The sequence below is a fragment of the Aureitalea sp. L0-47 genome, assembly GCF_026126405.1.
In the GTDB taxonomy this organism is placed as follows: Bacteria; Bacteroidota; Bacteroidia; order Flavobacteriales; family Flavobacteriaceae; genus Pukyongia.
Genome location: NZ_JAFMTQ010000010.1, coordinates 1 through 20354, shown reverse-complemented (window position 1 = coordinate 20354; position 20354 = coordinate 1). Strand labels below are relative to the sequence as shown.

16 protein-coding genes are annotated in these 20354 nt (G+C 44.2%); 10 read left to right on the top strand and 6 right to left on the bottom strand.

Annotated elements, in window-relative coordinates:
- Positions 1–33 precede the first annotated feature (33 nt).
- The 7 genes from J1N09_RS10485 (at position 34) to J1N09_RS10455 (ending at position 12013) form a co-directional block, all read left to right on the top strand.
- A complete protein-coding gene (locus tag J1N09_RS10485) occupies positions 34–579 on the top strand; it encodes a hypothetical protein (protein ID WP_265200142.1) in 546 nt (181 codons plus the stop codon).
- Between the two features lie 30 nt (positions 580–609).
- Positions 610–1137 (top strand): phage tail protein, encoded by a 528-nt coding sequence (locus tag J1N09_RS10480; protein WP_265200141.1) that lies wholly within the window; start codon positions 610–612, stop codon positions 1135–1137.
- A gap of 17 nt (positions 1138–1154) precedes the next feature.
- The gene (locus J1N09_RS10475; RefSeq protein WP_265200140.1) at positions 1155–2297 is read left to right on the top strand and encodes an ABC transporter substrate-binding protein; all 1143 of its coding nucleotides are present in this window, start codon (positions 1155–1157) and stop codon (positions 2295–2297) included.
- A gap of 120 nt (positions 2298–2417) precedes the next feature.
- Positions 2418–10634, top strand: a complete 8217-nt coding sequence (locus J1N09_RS10470; protein ID WP_265200139.1) for an HYR domain-containing protein — start codon at positions 2418–2420, stop codon at positions 10632–10634.
- Between the two features lie 101 nt (positions 10635–10735).
- Positions 10736–11092 (top strand): MauE/DoxX family redox-associated membrane protein, encoded by a 357-nt coding sequence (locus J1N09_RS10465; protein WP_265200244.1) that lies wholly within the window; start codon positions 10736–10738, stop codon positions 11090–11092.
- Positions 11089–11697, top strand: a complete 609-nt coding sequence (locus tag J1N09_RS10460; RefSeq protein ID WP_265200138.1) for an alpha-ketoglutarate-dependent dioxygenase AlkB family protein — start codon at positions 11089–11091, stop codon at positions 11695–11697. The genes J1N09_RS10465 and J1N09_RS10460 overlap by 4 nt, the downstream gene beginning before the upstream one ends.
- A 31-nt stretch (positions 11698–11728) precedes the next feature.
- The gene (locus J1N09_RS10455) at positions 11729–12013 is read left to right on the top strand and encodes a TIGR03643 family protein (protein WP_265200137.1); all 285 of its coding nucleotides are present in this window, start codon (positions 11729–11731) and stop codon (positions 12011–12013) included.
- Here the strand turns inward: J1N09_RS10455 and J1N09_RS10450 are convergent.
- Positions 12010–12789 (bottom strand): S1/P1 nuclease, encoded by a 780-nt coding sequence (locus J1N09_RS10450; RefSeq protein ID WP_265200136.1) that lies wholly within the window; start codon positions 12787–12789, stop codon positions 12010–12012. The two genes, J1N09_RS10455 and J1N09_RS10450, sit on opposite strands and share 4 nt — an antisense overlap.
- Before the next feature lie 154 nt (positions 12790–12943).
- On the opposite strand from J1N09_RS10450, the gene J1N09_RS10445 reads away from it, so the two are divergent.
- From J1N09_RS10445 to J1N09_RS10435, 3 genes are read left to right on the top strand one after another with little or no spacing between them, the layout of a single operon-like run.
- Complete coding sequence (locus tag J1N09_RS10445; protein WP_265200135.1) at positions 12944–13873, top strand: alpha/beta hydrolase; 930 nt, start codon at positions 12944–12946, stop codon at positions 13871–13873.
- Positions 13874–13915: 42 nt separating this feature from the next.
- Positions 13916–15277: a DUF819 domain-containing protein gene (locus tag J1N09_RS10440; protein WP_265200134.1), complete on the top strand. Its 1362-nt coding sequence runs from the start codon at positions 13916–13918 to the stop codon at positions 15275–15277.
- 50 nt (positions 15278–15327) lie between these two features.
- On the top strand, positions 15328–16029 hold the full coding sequence (locus J1N09_RS10435; protein ID WP_265200133.1) for a DUF4369 domain-containing protein: 702 nt from the start codon (positions 15328–15330) through the stop codon (positions 16027–16029).
- A 2-nt stretch (positions 16030–16031) separates the two neighbouring features.
- Here the strand turns inward: J1N09_RS10435 and J1N09_RS10430 are convergent, their stop codons facing one another.
- The 5 genes from J1N09_RS10430 to J1N09_RS10410 all read right to left on the bottom strand — a co-directional run bounded on the left by J1N09_RS10430 (position 16032) and on the right by J1N09_RS10410 (position 20248).
- Positions 16032–16301, bottom strand: coding sequence for a hypothetical protein (locus J1N09_RS10430; RefSeq protein ID WP_265200132.1), 270 nt, complete (start codon positions 16299–16301; stop codon positions 16032–16034).
- Positions 16302–16336: 35 nt separating this feature from the next.
- On the bottom strand, positions 16337–17317 hold the full coding sequence (locus J1N09_RS10425) for a type I phosphomannose isomerase catalytic subunit (protein WP_265200130.1): 981 nt from the start codon (positions 17315–17317) through the stop codon (positions 16337–16339).
- Position 17318: 1 nt separating this feature from the next.
- Positions 17319–17726, bottom strand: coding sequence for a 6-pyruvoyl trahydropterin synthase family protein (locus J1N09_RS10420; RefSeq protein WP_265200129.1), 408 nt, complete (start codon positions 17724–17726; stop codon positions 17319–17321).
- Positions 17723–18241 (bottom strand): isopentenyl-diphosphate Delta-isomerase, encoded by a 519-nt coding sequence (gene idi / locus J1N09_RS10415; protein ID WP_265200128.1) that lies wholly within the window; start codon positions 18239–18241, stop codon positions 17723–17725. Before idi ends, J1N09_RS10420 begins: the two co-directional genes overlap by 4 nt.
- A 93-nt stretch (positions 18242–18334) precedes the next feature.
- Positions 18335–20248, bottom strand: a complete 1914-nt coding sequence (locus J1N09_RS10410; protein WP_265200127.1) for an OmpA family protein — start codon at positions 20246–20248, stop codon at positions 18335–18337.
- Positions 20249–20354 lie beyond the last annotated feature (106 nt).

Here is a 20354-nt window from a genome sequence, read left to right as displayed (position 1 = left end):
TCGATGTAGTTTTAAGGAACTAACTAAACCAACATGAAAATTTCGACTTCCCGTCGGTTGTTTATGTCAAAGTCTGCTTTGGCGGCAACCGGAATAGCTTTTATTTCTTCAAATACTATTAATGCTTTTGTGAGTGATTGTCCTTATGAAGGATATAATCCCTTTGCAGAAGAGAAGACCGATTTAAGAACAACTATTTTTGGCGATCACGTAACGGTTCAAGGAGTAATCTATGATTCCTCAGGCTCAACTCCGTTAAAGAATGCGGAAATAGAAGTTTGGCATCGCTCGGCGAGCTCCTTAAAATTCAGGAATCGCGGAAAACTCAAAACGAACCATTCCGGTGAATATAAATTTATCACAGATATTCCCGGACGGAAAGAACAATCCAGTCCGCGGATCTATTTCAAAGTGAGTCACCAGGGCAAGGTTGTATTTACAGAAATTCTTATAAATGTGCATGGTGTATTTATTACCTCCGACCATTTCAATTCCCAATCGGCCTTAGGATCAAAGTTATTACCCTCCTCAAGTAGATCAAATGGCAATTCGGAAATAAACTTTAATATCTCGATTTAATCATAAATAACTTTCAAAAACTAACTAATTATGGAATTCTTTTTAGGACAGATAATCTTATTCGCGGGAAATTTCCCGATTCGGGCTTTTGCGTATTGCAACGGACAACTTCTGCCGATATCTCAGAATAGTGCACTATTCTCGATTTTAGGAACTACCTACGGAGGTGATGGCCGTACTACTTTTGCCTTGCCCGATCTACGCGGTCGAGTAGTTGTACATTCTGGTGGTAATTCAGCCGGACCGGGACTCACTCCAAGACAACTAGGACAAAGATCAGGAGAAGAAAATGTAACCTTGAATACGCTTCAGATCCCTGCACACAACCACCCTGCTACAGTTGCAGTGAGTTCTGCTAACGGGGAAGAAGGTAATGTGAATGGGCAGATCATTGCCAATCACGCTAACGCCTTTAATGAGGATCCTACTTCCGGTGCATCGCTCGGTGGTGTCTCGACAGGGAATTCAGGAGGAAACCAATCGCATAACAACATGCAACCCTGGTTAGCATTGAATTATGAGATCTGCTTACAGGGTATTTTCCCATCCAGAAATTAATCGACAAAGAATAAATTGTGGGGAGATTAAAAATAGGGATTCTTATCCCTAAGTCAGATATGTACCCAACTCTGGGTATGGATTTATTGAATGGTCTGAAATTAGCTTTTTCGAAAAGCGAATCCATTCAGGAATCACCCTCTTTTATTGTTGAAAATATTGGAGTGGCAGCAGATGACCAAGTGCTTAAAAGTGCAGAAAAACTGATCCTTCAGGAAGATGTGGATCTCACTTTATCATTTTGTGGTGTGCTGCTGCTACCTCAATTAGCAAGGCTTCAGGAGCAATACAAGCGACCGCTTATTCATCTGGACCTAGGTGGAAGGGTATATAATGAAGAACATTGTAACCCCTATGTCCTTCATCATACATTAAATCTATGGCAATCCTCGTTCGCTGCGGGACAATACGCCGCAGAACATATGGGAAAGAAATGTCTGTTGGCGGTATCCTTTTACGATGGTGCCTACCATATGACGGAGGCCTTTAACCTGGGATTCACTTCAAAGGGAGGCAATATTACTCGGTTCTTTGTAGGTAATGCCGATTACAAATTGGAAACTTTTGAAGGACTGTTTCAAGGCATACAAGAAGAAGAACCAGATTTTATCTACGGAATCTTTAGTTATAAAGAAGGTGATAAATTTTTAAAGGCTTTTGCCAATTCAGACTACAATGGGAAAATCCCAATTATGGCCAACCCCTCGCTTACCGATGAGGCAATAGCCACCGAAGATTACGGTATTCAGAAACTTGAAACCATTGCCAGTTGGTCATTCGATGATGGCAGCCCGGCTATGCGGGAATTTATTTCGAATTATACAGCTCAATATGATATTCCTGTTAACATCATCAGCCTTATGGGTTATGAAGTAGGTATCACGATTGTTGAGAGTATTTCTTCTGAAGGAACCATCATGGCAAGACTACAAGACGCTTTAAACGGCAAATCTATAGAATCCCCCAGGGGATTGCTTCGATATAATTCATTTAATGAAAGCCAGTTAGACGAATTTAAAATTCGAAAATTCGAATTCAACGAAGTTCAATATCATAATAATATTACAGGAACAATTGATAGTTCCTTTACTGAAAAATTACAAGAGGAATTGAAAGATTTGCCAGCTAATGGGTGGCAAAACCCATATTTATGCACCTGACACCAAAAATCGAATTTACGTAGTATTACGTATACCATATAGAAAATTGAAAATCTATTTTTGACTTATAGTACTAATTATCAAAATATTACTCAACCAGATTAATCTAAGTAACCCGTTATGAAAAAAATTACTAATCAACTTACACTATTAATCGCTCTTTTTGCCATAAGCGTGAGTTTTGGGCAAAAGGCCGTTGTAATAGGAACCAATCACGTCACTCCGGACGGTTTTGCCTTCCTGGTCACTCAGGACCTGGTAAACGGAGAAACCGTTTATTTTACGGAAGACGAATACAATAATGCCACCAACGTATTTGCGACTGGTGAATCTGTAGTTCGCTTCACGGCGAGTGGAGCCGTTTCTGCAGGGACGGTAATTTTCGTAAACGAGACATCGACTAACACTTTTTCAACATCATGCTGCGGTACAGCAGCTCATTTCGGAGGTAGTTTTGCGCTTGGAACTAGTGGTGAGGCGTATTATGCCTACCAGGATACCGATACCAATCCGGCAAACGGAGTAACAGAGATCTACGGGGTATTCTACACGGGTGAAACAGGCTTTGGTGCTGGAGGAACAATTCCAGTAGCGCTGGATCCAACCCCGGATTACCCGAATGCTATCGTGTTAGATGGATTTCCTACCGTTGATCCGGGCAGAGCTGAATACCAGTTCGCTGCAGCAGGCATTCGTGACGGACTGTGTAGGGACGATCTGGAAAATGTGAGTAATTACCTGCATGCACAGGCCAATCAGCCATTATCCACAGTAGCTTTTAATAGCTTCACCCTGGCTTGTACAAGTCCAACATTAACGGTTACAAGAACTCCTGCAAGTGTTTCTGAAAATAGTGGTGCCAATATTGTCTACACCTTTACACTCAGTGCTGCTTCCGTAGGTCCAACTACAGTGAATTTTTCAGTAGGCGGTACAGCCTCAACTCCGGGAGACTACGGTGCTACCGGTGCGGCGACATTTACGGCATCTTCAGGTACGGTGGTTATTCCCAATGGAAGTACCTCAGCAAACGTGACTATTGTACCTGTTTTTGATACTACTCTTGAACCGGACGAGACTGTAATTCTTACAGCCACTCCCGGAACTGGCTATACAGCCGGAAGCCCGAGCAGTGCCACAGGCACCATAGAAAATGACGATACGCTAAGTACAACACCCACAGTTGCGGTAACAGGAATGAACCACGCTGGAACCGATGGTTTCTCTTTTGTGGCGCTCGTCGATATCGCCGCAGGAACTGAAATATTTTTTACCGAAGAAGAATTTAACAACACTACTTTAGCTTTCAGTACAACAAGTGGTGAAGCAGTAATTCGCTGGACGGCACCAGCTGGTGGAATCACACGAGGAACCGTGGTTGTTGCAACGGAAACCGCTGGAAATACTTTTACATTGACATGTAATGGAGGATCCTGTGGAACCCTTGCAGTGCTTGCCGGTTCCTTCGCAACTGCAACAAATGGTGAGGGCTTATTTGCCTATAGCGATTCAGATACCGACCCTACGAATGGGGTGACTGAAGTACATGCGGTACTTTATACGGGTGCTACTGGTTCTCCTGGCGGAAATATTCCAGCCGGTGAAGATCCTTCAACTGTATATACCGGCGCTGTCGTGGTAGATGGGTTCCCGGCAGTAGATCCGAACAGGACCGAATTCCGATTCCCTCCGGAACGTGGAGTAACGGTAGACCAGGCGAATTTCCAAAACACAACCAACTGGTTCAATGCTCAGGCTAACGCTACACTTTCAGATGTTCCATTCGCGAATATTATCATTTCTACAGGATCTGTTAATCCAACATTGACTTTAGCAGCTGCTCCAACAACAACCGTGGAAGACAGTGGTGTTGGTATGGTATATACTTTTACGCTAAGTGCGGCAGCAGCCTCACCGATAACCGTTAATTTCACTGTTGGTGGAACGGCAACTCTGACAACCGATTATACGACTTCCGGAGCAGATACTTTCACGGCATCTGCAGGAACAGCTACCATCCCTATGGGAGGAACAACAGTGGCGGTTACGGTTACCCCGGTAGTCGATGCTGTAGTTGAACCAACCGAAACCATCGAATTAATGATCGATACGGGTACAGGATATGACGGCGGATCGCCAAATTCTGCGACAGGAAGCATAACTAATGACGATACCTCAGCATCCGATCCACTCGTAGCTATAATGGGTATGGCTCATGATGGTGCAAGTGACGATGCTTTCTCATTTGCCGCGGCACAAAACATCCCGGCCGGAACAGTAGTTTATTTCACAGAGGATGAATTCGATAATACTAACTTATTATTCTCTTCAGGCGAGGCGGTAGTGCAGTGGACAGCTCCGGCAGGTGGTCAAATCGATCAGGGAGACGTAATTGTTATTACTGAAACTGCACCGAACACCTTCACTGTAACTTGTTCAGACACTTCAGGAAACGGCTGTGGAACTGCCACAATTATTTCCGGGAGCTTCGCATTGGCGACAAATGGTGAAACCATGTACGCCTACGAAGACAGTGATACAGACCCTACTAACGGTGTTGACGATATTTATTCAGTGATGTACACTGGAAACTCAACAACTCCAGGTGGAAACCTACCTGCAGTAGAGGATCCATCAGGAATTTATCTGCAGGCGCTTGTAGTGGACGGTTTCCCGGCAGTAGCCCCGGATAAGACTGAATATACTCCGGCCTCACGGGCGATCCCCGTTGGAATGGCCGATTTTGAGAATCCGACTAATTACGATCATGCCTTTGCTTATGGTACTGGTTTATCAACGGTGCCTTTTGCGTCGCTTAGCATAGTTGTGACATTTACGGCTCCAGCCGACCTATGTATAGATGCAGGAGTACAGGCGGGCCTTGGTGGTGGAACCCCAACAGGGGGTGTGTACAGTGGTCCCGGCGTCACTGATGACGGAAATGGAATGACCTATAGCTTCGATCCGGCAGCTGCTGGTGTTGGAGTACATACAATTACATATACTCAGGGGGGCAGTTCAGCCTCCGATGATATTGAGGTATTTGCCTTACCAACGGTTGCATTCACGGCACCAGCCGACCTGTGTGTTGACGCAGGTGTTCAAGCTGGGTTGGGTGGAGGAACTCCAACAGGTGGAGTTTACAGCGGACCAGGAGTAACCGATGATGGTAATGGAATGACCTATAGTTTCGACCCCGCGGCAGCTGGCGTAGGAACCCATACGATAACATACTCTTTCACCGATGTAAATGGCTGTAGTGACAGCGCCTCGGATGACGTTGAAGTATTCGCCCTACCGACAGTAACATTTACAGCACCGGCCGACCTGTGTATCGCTGCAGGTGTTCAGACAGGTCTTGGTGGTGGAACACCCACTGGCGGAGTTTACAGCGGACCCGGAGTAACCGACGATGGAAATGGAATGACCTATAGCTTCGACCCAGCCGCTGCAGGTGTTGGAGTTCATACATTAACTTACACTTTTACAGATGCCAACGGATGCTCTGGAAGTGCTACTGATGATGTTGAAGTTTATGCAACACCAACAGTCAGCTTTATCGCCCCGGCCGATCTATGTATAGATGCCGGAGCACAAACTGGTCTTGGTGGAGGATCTCCTACAGGAGGTGTTTATAGCGGAGCTGGAGTTACAGATGACGGCAATGGTATGACATACAGTTTCGATCCTGCAGCTGCAGGAGCCGGCACAACAACAATTACTTACACTTTCTCGGATGCCAACGGATGTTCCGACAGTGCTTCCGATGATGTTGTAGTATTTGCTTTACCAACGGTAACTTTTACAGCTTTGGCAGATCTTTGTTTAGATGCAGGCGTACAAGCCGGCCTTGGAGGCGGAACGCCTTCGGGAGGTGTTTACAGCGGTCCAGGAGTTACGGACGACGGTAACGGTATGACGTACAGCTTCGATCCGGCAGCAGCTGGAGTTGGAACTCATACCTTAACGTATACCTTTACGGATGCGAATGGTTGTACCAACAGTGCCTCAGATGATGTGGAAGTATTTGCATTACCTACGGTAACATTTACTGCTCCTCCCAGTGCGATTTGTCCGAATACAGTATTGACAGGTCTTGGAGGTGGAACGCCTGCAGGTGGTGTCTATAGCGGGCCTGGAGTGACAGACGATGGAAACGGAATGACATATACCTTCGATTCGGGTGCATCGGGTAACGGAACACACACGATCACTTACACCTTCACCGATGCGAACGGATGTACAGGAAGTGCTTCCGATACCGTGACGGTAGAGGACACCACTCCTCCATCTATCACTTGCCCTGGAGACATCACTGTTAACAATGACACCGGTCTATGTTCTGCAGTAGTAACTTTCACTGCGCCTATAGGTACAGATAACTGCTCGGGTGCGACGACAACTCAGACTGCTGGATTACCTAGTGGAAGCATCTTCCCAGTTGGAACAACTACGAACACCTTCGTGGTGACTGATGGTAGCGGTAATACAGCAACTTGTAGTTTTGACGTAACCGTTATCGACGCCGAAGATCCAACGATCACTTGTCCTGCGGACATAACGGTTAGCAATGATCCCGGTCTTTGCTCAGCCCTTGTAACATATACTGTTAGTGCTACCGATAATTGTGCAACTTCTTCAGTTCTAGCTAATGCTTCACCAGGATTAGTTCTGGATATCGGGACCTTAGGCGGTGCGGGAATAAGAACTTCCTTAGCTTACAATCCGGGAGCAGACAGATACTATTCAGTATTCGGTGGAACTACAACTAATCCATTGGATTGCTTTAACGGAACCACCGGAGCATTAATTAGCAGCTCTGTACCCAATTTTGACTACAGAGGTGCGTGGTGGAATCCGGCTTTAGGACAGGCAGAAGGAAACGGTTTTGGCTCTGGTGGTGTCGTTAGTATGACCTTGGCAGGCGATTGTCCTGTAAATGGCGTGACTAATGAGCTTCCTGCGAATCAACCAAGTTCACAATCACAGGGTGATTTAAATACCGACGCGAATGAGATTATTTACTATTTAAATGGTGTAATTACCAGGGTAGATAGAAATACCGGAGCCACCCTCGGAACTGCAGCAATTAGCGGACAACCCGGTGGTTCGAACTACAATGCTAACACAATCGGATATACAGGAGTTGCAGGCTATGAGTACATGTTATATGATATAACTACACTCTCAGCACATCTCTTTGATCTAAGCGGAAACTATGCCGGTTCAAGCACAATTGGTGTGACACCTCAATTAATTGGATATGCCGTCACCTATGAAAATGGTTATGCCTGGATTTTCGCAGGAGACCAATGGCAAAGCTTTGAAATATTTAGTTCGGGTGGTGGAAGTATAACTGTTACTCAGACTGCCGGTCTTCCTTCGGGAAGTGCATTCCCTGTGGGAACTACCACAAATACTTTTGTAGTGACCGACGGAGCTGGAAATACAGCTACCTGTAGTTTTGATATCACAGTTAATGATACTGAACCTCCGGCAATCACTTGTCCTGCAGATATTACGATTAATAATGATCCCGGACTATGTAGTGGAGTTGTGAATTATACTATTAGTGCAACGGACAATTGTGGCTCTATCGCCACTGCAAACCTGAGTCCTTCTAAAGACAATTCACTCTTCGCAGAGACTCCTGGTAATAGTAACGGAGCAGGTCAACTGATGTATGTTGGTCAGAATGGTGTAGACGAGAGTCATCGAGGAGTACTCGCTTTCGATGTTGCTGCTACCATTCCTGCGGGAGCTACGATAACAGGTGTAAGCCTAACGATGACGGCTGATCACCCTTCAGCTAATAACGGTGCACAAGATTTTAATCTGTACCGGGTATTAGAAGATTGGGGTGAAGGCGCCTCAGATAATGGTACCGCTCCTGGTTCTGGTGGAGGTGGATTCGGAGTTCCCGGAATTGCACCCGATGCAACCTGGGATGATGCCATGTTGGGTACTCCATGGGCAGGTGGTCCTGGTGGAACATTTAATCCCGCATCCAGTGCCATTCAAACCGTTGATGCCAACGGACCGTACATGTGGTCGTCGGCTACATTAGTTTCAGATGTTCAGGATATGCTGGACAATCCGGGAACTAATTTCGGTTGGATCATCATAGGAAATGAAACAACAGGAGGAGGAACTACCAAACGTTTCGGAACGAGAGAATCATCGATTCCACCTGTATTAAACATTACATACTCCGTAGATACACCACTAACATTGGTGCAAACTGCAGGATTACCATCTGGTAGTGCATTCCCGGTTGGGACTACAACAAACACATTCGTTGTAACCGATGCCGCCGGAAATAGTGATACCTGTAGCTTCGATGTGATAGTGATCGACAACGAGCCACCTGTGGCTATTTGCCAAGACATCACCGTACAGCTCGACGCTAACGGTATGGCTTCGATTACAGCAGCTCAGATAGATAATGGAAGTACTGATAATTGTGGTATAGCCTCTCTATCGGTTAGTCCGTCTACATTCGATTGTTCGAATGTTGGTGCCAATACGGTAACGCTTACAGTAACGGATACCAGTGGTAATTCATCTACCTGTACGGCGACCGTAACAGTGGAAGACAATGTACCTCCGGTAGCCATGTGTGTACCCGACTTCACGTTACTACTTGATGCAATGGGTAATGCCAGTCTTACAGCTATGGACATTGACAACGGAAGTACGGATGCCTGTGGAATAGCTTCACTGAGTATCTCACCAAGTACGTTTGATTGCTCGAATGTTGGACCGAACACGGTTACTCTTACCGTAACGGATGTGAATGGTAATGTTTCTACCTGTACAACCGTTGTTACTGTTGTGGATGTTACTCCACCACAAATCATTTGTCCGATGGATGTAAATGCATCCAACGATGCAGGTATTTGTGGTGCTGCGGTGACTTTCCCTGATGCCCTCGCTATCGATGAGTGCGGCATTGATTCAGTAGTTCAAACCATGGGACTACCAAGCGGAAGTGTCTTCCCCGTAGGAACTACGACTATAGAATTTACAGCTACGGATGTGAATGGAAATACCAATACCTGTTCCTTCGATATTATAGTAACAGATGATGAAGCACCAGTGGCTGTTTGCCAGGATATCACTATCCAGTTAGACGCAAATGGAATGGCTATGATCACCCCGATGGATATTGACGGAGGATCTACAGACAATTGTGATATCGGATCTCTAAGCGTTTCTCAGGATACTTTCGATTGTTCGAATGTTGGTCCGAATAACGTGATACTCACCGTAACAGATATCTATGGTAATTCATCTACATGTACCGCAGTGGTAACGGTAGAGGATGTTACACCACCTGTTGCTGTCTGTATGGACATCACTGTGGAACTGGATGTAAATGGTACTGTTACTGTTGATCCGGCCCTTGTAGGAGGTGCATCCACCGATGCCTGTGGTATTGGTAGTCTTGCATTGGACATCGATACCTTCACATGTGCGGACGTAGGTGACAATATGGTAACCCTGTTTGTAACCGATGTGAATGGTAATGTTTCTACCTGTACGGCCATTATTACCGTAGAGGACAACATTGCTCCGGACCTTGTTTGTATGGATATCACTGTGGAACTGGATGAAAACGGATTCGCAGCGATACTTCCTGAAGATGTGATCGCGAGTAACACCGATGCTTGTGGAATCTTTACTTCGGCAGTGGATATTTTCGAATTTGATTGCGATGATATTGGAGCACCAATCACCGTTACAGTATTCACTATTGACGTGAACGGAAATATAAGCTCGTGTACAGCCGAAGTAACAGTTGTAGATGTATTGGCACCGGAGGTGACCTGTCCTGAAGATCAGACAGTGGATCCGGGAGCTGGCAACCTCTTCTACGAAGTGCCAGATTACTGGGCTTCTGGTGAGGCTACGGCCACAGACAACTGTACAGATCCATTGACTATATTCAGTCAGGATCCGGCTCCGGGTACATTGCTTGGAGATGGTACGTACACTGTGACTCTTTGTTCTACAGATGAATACGGAAACGAAGCTTGCTGTACTTTCGAACTTACTGTTGAAAGTATCCTTGGTGGAGCAGATCCTAGCAACTTCGGAACAATCACACTGTATCCGAACCCAGCAAATAGTGAGGTCTACTTAAGTAATCCGAAACAAATGGAGCTGGAGCAAGTTTCCATCTACGATATGACAGGACGACTAATTAAGACGGTCAACCTCGAAGGTATGGGTGCTGAAAAAGCCATCGATATCTCAGAATTGGCCAGCGCGACCTATATGTTCATAATCAATAACGAATATGGACAAATGACCAAATCGATTATTAAAGAATAATTGAAGTTATATGTTGTAAAAACCCTCCTTCGTGTTAATGAAGGAGGGTTTTTATTTTTATTGATGTATTTTTGGTTCTGAACTTTCACTTTCAGAAACACATGCTACCCTGGCACCAGTATTTATTAGGTTTCATTTTTTTAGCAGCTGGATTTTTCCACTTTCAAAAGCCGAAACTGTATAAGAAGATAATGCCGCCCTATATCCCGGCACATTCCACCATGGTCCTGGTAACGGGTGTAATGGAAATGGTCTTCGGACTTATGCTGCTCAATCCTGAAACTCAGAATCTGGCCGCCTGGCTATTAATAGGTCTACTAGTGTTATTCCTCCCTGCTCATGTCTATATGCTTCAAAACGAAGAAGCTTCGTTAAATCTACCGAAATGGGTGCTAGTTGGCAGAATACCATTACAATTCGCACTGATGTACTGGGTATATCAATACACATTGATATGAATCTATTCGAAGGAAAAGAAAATGAGATCGTGCTACCACTGCGCGATGCGGAAGTTTCCTATTTTCCCAATTTTATTTCTTCTGAAGTTGCCGACCAGTACTTCGAACACTTACTGAATGAAACAGACTGGCAGCAGGATGACATTAAGATCTTCGGAAAAGTATACGCCCAACCGCGCTTAACGGCCCTCTACGGCGAATCAGGAAAGCCCTACTCTTATTCAGGTATTACCATGCATCCGAAACCTTTCCCCCCTATCCTTTCAGAAATAAAACAAAAGGTAGAAGCCGTTTCAAAAGTAAATTTCACTACCGTATTACTCAATCTTTACCGGGATGGAAACGACAGCAACGGCTGGCACAGTGACGACGAAAAGGAACTGGGAACCAACCCGGTGATCGCGTCCCTTAGTTTGGGCACCAAAAGAAAATTTCACCTTCGCCATAAAACAGAGACCTCCTTAAAATCGTCCCTCGAACTGGAACACGGTAGCCTGTTGCTCATGAAAGGTAGCACTCAGCACTTCTGGAAACATCAACTGCCCAAATCCAAACGAATACATGACCCGAGAATTAACTTAACCTTTAGAGTTATCAAAGCGTAGTTAGATTCAGGTTTTATATTTTTGTAGTGCTATGAAAAATGAAACCGAACTATCTGTCCTAGAAATAGACCGCATCATCGAAATGGCGTGGGAAGACCGCACTCCCTTTGAGGCTATCACTTTTCAATTCGGACTAAAAGAACAGGAGGTGATCGATTTGATGCGCCGTGAGATGAAACCATCCAGCTTCCGGATGTGGCGACAACGTGTTCAGGGAAGAAAGACCAAACACAACAAATTACGAGGCGATGGTGTAGATCGATTCAAGTGCTCCCGGCAAAAGCAGATCACACACAACAAGATCTCCAAACGTTAGCCAAAGATATCGTTCAACATTTTCGCGAGTCGGATACCACTTTTCTGCATTTGAAATTTGGCCACATCCACATACTTGTACATATAATTATAACTTAGCTTCTCTCCTACTTTCGTATTAGCGTAGATATCCTCGCACAATGCCCTGCTTTCGTACATCCAGTCTATAACCGTCCCTTTTTGGATCTCCAAGATCTGTCTTTTGGATAAACGCTTTCGGTTAGCGGCTAATTCAGAATAGGACATATTATAACTTTCTATCATCTTGGTGTCCCAAACGGTGTGCAGATTGGTTCCCTCATCGAACCATCGAACCTGGAAATCGTTCCCTCCTTTGTCACTGGCCTGTCCAACATGAAGTGGCTGATGCAGGTCACCAATGAAATGAACCAGCATTTTCAAATGGAAGACCTTTTCTTCCTTGCTACTGTTTTCATTCTTCAATACTGCGACGCAAGTATCGATCCCTCGGATAATATCTCCACGCTCGCTTTTGGGATGTGTTTCGTATCTGCTTCCGAAGGGAAAATTCACAAAATGCCAGGCCCAGTATTTTCCATATCGATCGTTACTTTTTATCTCATCACCATAAGTAGAGACCAAGGCCAGCGATTCTCCATTCAACAGGGCATCGATCGCTTTCTTCGCTTTATTGCTCAAGTGGGTAGTAGCGATCTCACCCGTGGCTCTGTGTCCTGTTCTACCCCAATCATCGAGCTTTTCAGCAGCCGACAAGGGCATCGAAATAAGAAAAATCAGTACGAAAAAGTATTTCATCGGAAATGTATTTACTACAAAGATACCAAGCTTTCAGAACAGATCGGTTTCAATTCAGTTAATTAATAGTAACTTTAGATTAACATTTAAAATGAAGAATAAACAATAATTACAGTAAATGGTTTGTTTCTTTATTAAATCCCAATTCTTGACTATGAAAAATCTAATTATAATGTTGCTTGCCATATTCGTAAACACAGTATATGCACAAGAAAGCACATTTAATTCCGAAGAGATAATAATTGGCAGCTTCGTAGAAGGGACCCTGCTCCTTCCTGATGCTGAGAATCCTTCACTTGTGATCATGATTCCCGGTTCCGGGCCAACAGATCGGGATGGCAACCAGGCGATGCAAAAGAACAATTCTCTTCGCTTCCTGGCCGAAGGATTATACGAAAAAAATATTGCCACCTATCGTTATGACAAGCGCCTGACCAAGATCATGAAAATGGGACAGCTCGATGAATCAAAGATAAATTTTGATCATTTTATCGAGGATGCCATGGAGGTTCTTGCTCATTTTCAGAATGATGAACGCTTCAATCGAATTACTGTGCTGGGACATAGCCAGGGCTCACTGGTTGCAATGATCGCTGCCCAAAACGGTGCCGATGCCTATATCTCACTTGCAGGGGCCGGACAGGCGATCGATGATGTGATCGTGGATCAGCTTGCAAAACAGGCACCCGGCCTGAAAGACAACGCCAGGGAAAGTTTTAATGATATGCGATTGAAGGGTGTTGCCGAGAATTACAGTCCGGGACTCTCTTCCATCTTCCGTCCTTCTCTCCAACCCTTCCTGATTAGTTGGATGAAATACGAACCACAGGAGGAAATTGCAAAACTGGACATTCCAGTCCTGGTTGTGAATGGTGACAAAGATCTCCAGGTACAGGTTTCGGAAGCTGAGATGCTTGCTGCTGCCAACACGCGTTCGAAACTGGTTATCATTGAGAACATGAACCATATTTTTAAGGAGATTCAGGGGAATGACCTGGAAAATCAGAAGTCGTACAACGAATACAAACGACCGGTCATGCCTAAATTAATAGATGAAATCGCTTCATTTTTAACTTCGGAATAATTTCGCTAATAAATTGTATTTTGCAGGCAAACTAACATAGCCATGCAGGAACAAGCCGCTGAAGTAATTAAAGACACTACTCCTCTACTGACAAGTGATACCATCGTTTTTGGTATGCTGATGGTCTGTCTAGGACTCATTTTCTTCACATCATCCAGAAAAAGTGGTTTCTGGCACAAATTCTATAAGGTTGTGCCTGCACTCTTCATGGCGTATTTTGTACCCGCACTGCTTACAACCTCCGGGCTTATTGCGCCTGAATGGACCACTGTTGAAGAATCGGGGGAAGTAACTGAAGGAGCTACCAGTTTATATTATATGTCCAGTAGGTATTTACTACCGGCAGCTCTGGTTTTAATGACATTAAGTATCGATCTCAAAGGTGTTTTCAACCTGGGACCCAAAGCTGTTATTATGTTCCTCACCGGTACAGCAGGAATCATTATAGGAGGGCCGCTGGCCATCCTCATTGTGGGAGCTATTTCCCCGGAAACGGTTGCTGCACCGGCTATGCCACTACCCGGACCGGGAGAAACCAATGAGATCTGGGCGGGACTCTCCACCCTATCGGGAAGTTGGATCGGTGGTGGTGCAAACCAAACTGCCATGTTTGAGATCTACGGTTACAATCCGAAGCTATTCGGACAGATGGTATTTGTGGACATCGTTGTAGCAAATATCTGGATGGCGCTACTTATTATTGGTATCGGCAGGGCCGTCCGCATTGATAAATGGCTCAATTCGGATACCTCAGCAATTGAACGCCTTAAAGAAAAAGTATCCTCATTCTCTAAGAAAGTAGAACGTAATCCTAGCTTTTCAGATCTTATGATACTCGCGGGAATCGCCTTTGGGACGGTGAGCCTGGCTCATTTTGGCGCCGGTTATATAAGCGGTTATTTTGAATCAATGGTAAACAGCATGCCTGAAGGCCTCAGCCGAAACATGTTGAGCTTTATGAGTTCGCCTTTCTTCTGGATGATCACCATAACCACCATTATTGGAATTATTTTGTCGTATACAAGAGCGAGGGACCTGGAAGGAGCTGGTGCTAGTAAATTTGGGAGTGTATTCATTTACGTACTGGTAGCCAGTATCGGGATGAAAATGGACCTTACCTTAATTTTCCAGAATCCTGGTTTGATCGCAATCGGATTGATATGGATGGCGATGCATGCGGGCTTACTTATTCTAGTAGCGAAACTTATTAAGGCACCTTATTTCTTCCTTGCCGTGGGAAGCCAGGCCAATGTTGGAGGAGCGGCCTCAGCCCCTATTGTAGCTGCAGAATTCCACCCCTCGCTCGCAACAGTTGGTGTGTTATTGGCGGTATTTGGCTACGCGATCGGAACACTGGGAGCGGTTGCCTGTACCTTCCTGATGCAACTCGCATCGGCGGTATAAATATTTCAGAAAAAAACAGCATCTTTGCGGCACTTTTCAAGCAATACCACATGAAGTATATCATATTATTACTGGCTATCGGATTTGTTTTAACCAGCTGTTCAGAACCTAAGGACCAAATGCTGCTTACGGGTACTGTGAAAGGACTTAAAAAAGGCACATTATTACTTCAGAAGATAGAAGACACAGCGCTGGTTTCTGTTGATTCAGTAGTAGTTGACGGAAAATCTGAATTTTCATTTAATCGGGAAATTCCTAGTCCGGAGGTGTATTTTCTTTATTTACGTTTAGAAAACGGAGCTCTACTGGATGATCGAATTCCTTTTTTTGCTGAAGCCGCCGAGATACAGTTGGAAACCTCTTTGAAGAAGTTCGGTAATGATGTAAAGATCACGGGTTCGGTGAACCAGGGAAAACTGGAAGAATACAAGGATCTCGTGAACCGTTTTACCAATAGGAACCTCGACATTATTGAACAATCGATCAAAGCTTCCCAAGAGGGTAATGATTCACTTATTTCAGACTTACAAATTCAGCAGAATAAACTAATTGCCAGTAAATACTTAGCTACGGTAAATTATGCCCTTCAGCAAAAGGACCACGAAGTCGCTCCTTATCTCATGCTTAGTGAAGTTTTTGATGCTAATATTAAATACCTGGATACGGTATACAGTGTGCTTCCTCCAAAGGTTCGTGAATCCAAATACGGAAAAGAACTGGCAGACTTTATTGAAGATCGAAAGGCACAGTGATCTTAACTCAGGGCGTTGATCTTATCGATCAGTTTCCTGCCCCTATCTTCCAATTCCTGGTTGATGCCTTTGAAATGTGCTTTGGCATTCTCTACGTCTTTTTCATTGACCTTTGCTATTAGATCGTCGAAGGTTTCAATAGCCTCATCAATGATCTTCTCGGATTTCTTGGTATCCTTGTCGGGATTTGTGAGTTCCCAGATATAAACTGCCTCGATGATATCGCCAAGTACGTAGTTAATATCTCTCTTTAGGTCTCTAACGCTTGCCATAACAGTGAATTTAATTAATTACAAGTTACAAATACTTATGGAATATATACCTCAAGCAAGGTGGCGGATGTTGTTTTTAGTTGCACCTCATCAATACAGGCCGGTATTAAGACTGTTTCACCTTTAACAATGGAAACATCTGTAAAATCGCCCTCAATCGTCGCCTTACCATCAATACACATATACACTCTAAATGAATCGAGAGCAGCAGCCTTTCGAACAATAGGTGATGTTAATTTCAGTTTGTTTGTTTCGAAGAAGTCCGACTTGCATACCAATACGGCTTCATTCTCCTTTTCTTCATAGGTTCGTTTTGCATCCATTATACCATAATCGATAGCTTCCATTGCAAGTTCGGTATGCAGCTCTCGCAGATCTCCATTTATGTCTGGTCGATCCCAATCGTAGACCCTGTATGTAATATCCGAGGTTTGTTGAATTTCGGCCAACAAAGTACCACCACCAATCGCATGAATTGTTCCCGGTGCGATATAATAGGCATCTCCGGGCTGTATTTCTTCTGAATTGAGAATATCAATTAAGGTTCCTTCTGAAAGGTATTTCAAATATTGTTCTTCATCCATCTCCCTGTTAAATCCGATGATGAGCCTGGCATCAGGGCTTGTATCGACTATATACCACATTTCGGTTTTTCCGAAAGAGGCATGTCTTTTCTGAGCCAGTTTGTCGTCTGGATGTAATTGAACCGACAAGTCGTCTCGTGCATCTATAAATTTGAATAAGAGCGGAAAATCTGCCCCAAATCGTTTGGCCACACGTTCACCTACAAGATCTCCTCCAAAGGTCTCGATAAGTTCATTGAGGTTCCGATTTTTGAAAAGTCCGTTGGAAACCACTGATATATCACCTTCTACCCCAGATAATTCCCAGCTTTCTCCGATGAATTCTTCAGTGGATTGCTTTTTCAGAACTGAGGACAAGCGCTTGCCGCCCCAGACTTTGGGCTTTAGGATAGGATGAAATTTTATTGGGTATAAGTTGCTGGATTGGCTCATTCTAGCCGGTATAAAGAACAAAATTACGCGGTGTTTCGTATAATTTCACCGAAAGATCGAATTTTTCATCCAATTTTGCACGTAATTTCTCCCAGATAACCTTTGCGATATTCTCCGCCGTTGGGTTTAGATCCGCAAACTCCGGAACTTCCAGGTTCAGGTTTTTATGGTCAAAAGCATCTTCAACCTCTTCTTTGATGAGATCCTTTAGAATTTTCATATCGATAAGATAACCCGTTTCTGGATCTACTTCTCCGGTGACGCCAACTTCCATTTCATAGTTGTGCCCGTGAAAATTAGGATTATTGCATTTACCGAAGATCTCCCAATTCTTTTCATCGCTCCAATCCTTTCGATATAAACGATGAGCGGCGTTAAAATGTGCTTTTCTGAAAACCGTTAGGCTCATGATGATATGTGTTGGTAAAACTTCTCGAATATTATTTTAAACCAGGCTGTGTAGTCCCCCGGATTTATTTTGATGTCCTCACGCACTTCCTGTATTGGCATCCATTTCCAGGAATGCACTTCTTCTTTGTTGATTTTTGGTTCGTTGTTGAACTTTCCAACCAGGACGTGATCGAATTCATGTTCTGTAAGCCCGTTGTCGAATGCGGCTTTGTAAATGAAGGAGGTAGTCTCCTTTAATTCGGTATTGAATCCCATTTCTTCCTGCAACCTTCTGGTTCCGGCTTCTATCGAACTCTCGCCATCACGTTGATGACTGCAACAGGTATTGGTCCACAAACCGGGAGAATGATACTTTCCCAGTGCTCTCTGCTGTAACATCAATTCATCGTTATCATTAAAAACGAAAACAGAAAAAGCCCGGTGCAATACGGCCTTCTCATGAGCTTCCATCTTAGGCATCAGACCTATCTGCTCATCCTTCTCATTCACCAGGATCACCATTTCTTCTTGCATAGCCTGCACAATTTTGCTTCAAAAGTACAACAATTAGCAACAAAAAAGCGCCCAATACAGGTGTTGGGCGCCTTTGGTGAGGTTAAATATTTCTTAATTCTGAATGATGAACATCGAGCGTCGGTTCAGCTGATGCTCCTCTTCGGTACATTCAACTCCATTTGAACATTGGTTCGTAAGTTGATATTCTCCATATCCTTTGGCGGATAATCTCTCACGATCAATTCCCTTACTCACAAGCCATTCAAGCGTTGACTGAGCGCGTTTTTCTGAAAGTGCCTCATTATAGGAATCATTTCCACGAGAATCCGTATGAGATTCAATATGGATGATCAATTCGGGATACTGACGCATAGCAGCAAGTATCTTCGCCAATTCAATTTCAGCATCCGGACGGATGTTATATCGGTCGAAGTCGAAGTAAATCGGTTCAAGTTTCAATCTACAACCCAGATCGTTAGGTGCACAAGGATCGCATTCCAGGATAAGGTCGGCAATCACAGTTTCCGAAGCATTCGGTGTAGTTACGAGTTTCTCGTTATACTCACAGCCATCTCCGATAGCGCGAACGATATACACTGAGCTACATTCCGCAAGGTTATCGAACGAATATCTTCCATCGGCACCGGCCGTCATAGTTTTCACTACTATACTGTTCTCATCGAGTAAAGTTACAGTGGCATTTGCTACGGCTTCTCCGGTTACATCGTTCGTGATAGTACCGGCGATGGTGACTTCACAACGCTCCTGGACTCTGTAGATCTCATCGGCAACACTTCCTTTTTCTCCATCTCGGTTGGAGGAAACATACCCAATACGCTTTTCCTCATTCAGGATAAATCCGAAGTCATCCTTATTACTATTCGTTGGTTCTCCTAGGTTTTTTATCTCTCCGTCGGGCTTCCAATCCTCTCCCAGTGGTACCATAAATACGTCGAAACCACCGAGGCCACCACGACCATCACTGGCGAAGTACAGGTTCTTATTCTCACTTATAAAAGGGAAGGATTCCCTGGCTTCCGTGTTTAGTTCCGTAACGTTTACGGGCTCACCATAGGTGCCGTCTTCAAGAAGATCAACATACCAGATATCGGACATACCGATAGTTCCTGGCATATCCGAAGAAAAATATAGTCTTTTCTCATCCAGGCTCAATGCCGGGTGGGCTACTGAATAATCATCACTATTAAAAGGTAGTTCTTGAATATTGGTCCAAAAGGTTTCTCCGGTTTTAGTGGCTTTATACAACTTAAGACGAATTGTCTTTTGTTTGTCCCTTCCTTTTTTACCATCGATGAAGTTATTTCTTGTGAAGTACATCGTATTACCAGCCTTGTTAAAGACAGCCGATGATTCATGGAATGGGGTATTCACTTCCCCATTTAATTTGGTAGGGTTGGATAGCAACCCGTACTCATCCATATCCGCTTCAAAAAGATCCAGGAAAGGTTGCTGGTTCCATTCGTGTATCTTATCACCTTCGGTGACTCTTGTTGCAGAAGCGTATACCAATTTATTTCCGTAAAAGGCTGAACCAAAATCCGAATTCTCAGTGTTTACAGAAACCTTCTGAAGTTCTACTTCGTACTCCAGGAAGCTGGTGTTGGCGGCCTGGATAATTTTTGGGTCACCACCTTTCCTAATGTAAGCTTCCATAAGTTCATCCGCAACTTCAGTTTGTCCTAGACTTTTCAAAGATTGGGCGGCTCGATAATAATAATCCGCATCTGCGTCATTAGGAAATTCATTCACAAGGCGCTGATACCATTTCGCGGCGTTTTCGTAATCACTGTTCCAATAATAAGTATCTCCAAGATTCTTAAAGATCTGTGCAGACGTATAGCCGTCTTCCACAACCTTAAGGTATATTTCCCGGGCGTCGATGTATGAATATTTATCGAACTCCTTATTGGCTTTTTCTACCTTGTCTCTTTGAGAAAAGGACACACCTGAAATAAATAGTGTGAGAATTAAAAGAAACAGGTTTTTAGTTAAAGTCTTCATCATGTTGTTATTTTTAGAAGAATCGTGGTGTTAGTACTCGTTCTGGTTTGTTAAATACATCGAATCGCAGCATGATCTCATACGAACCATCGCTGTAATCCTCTAAATC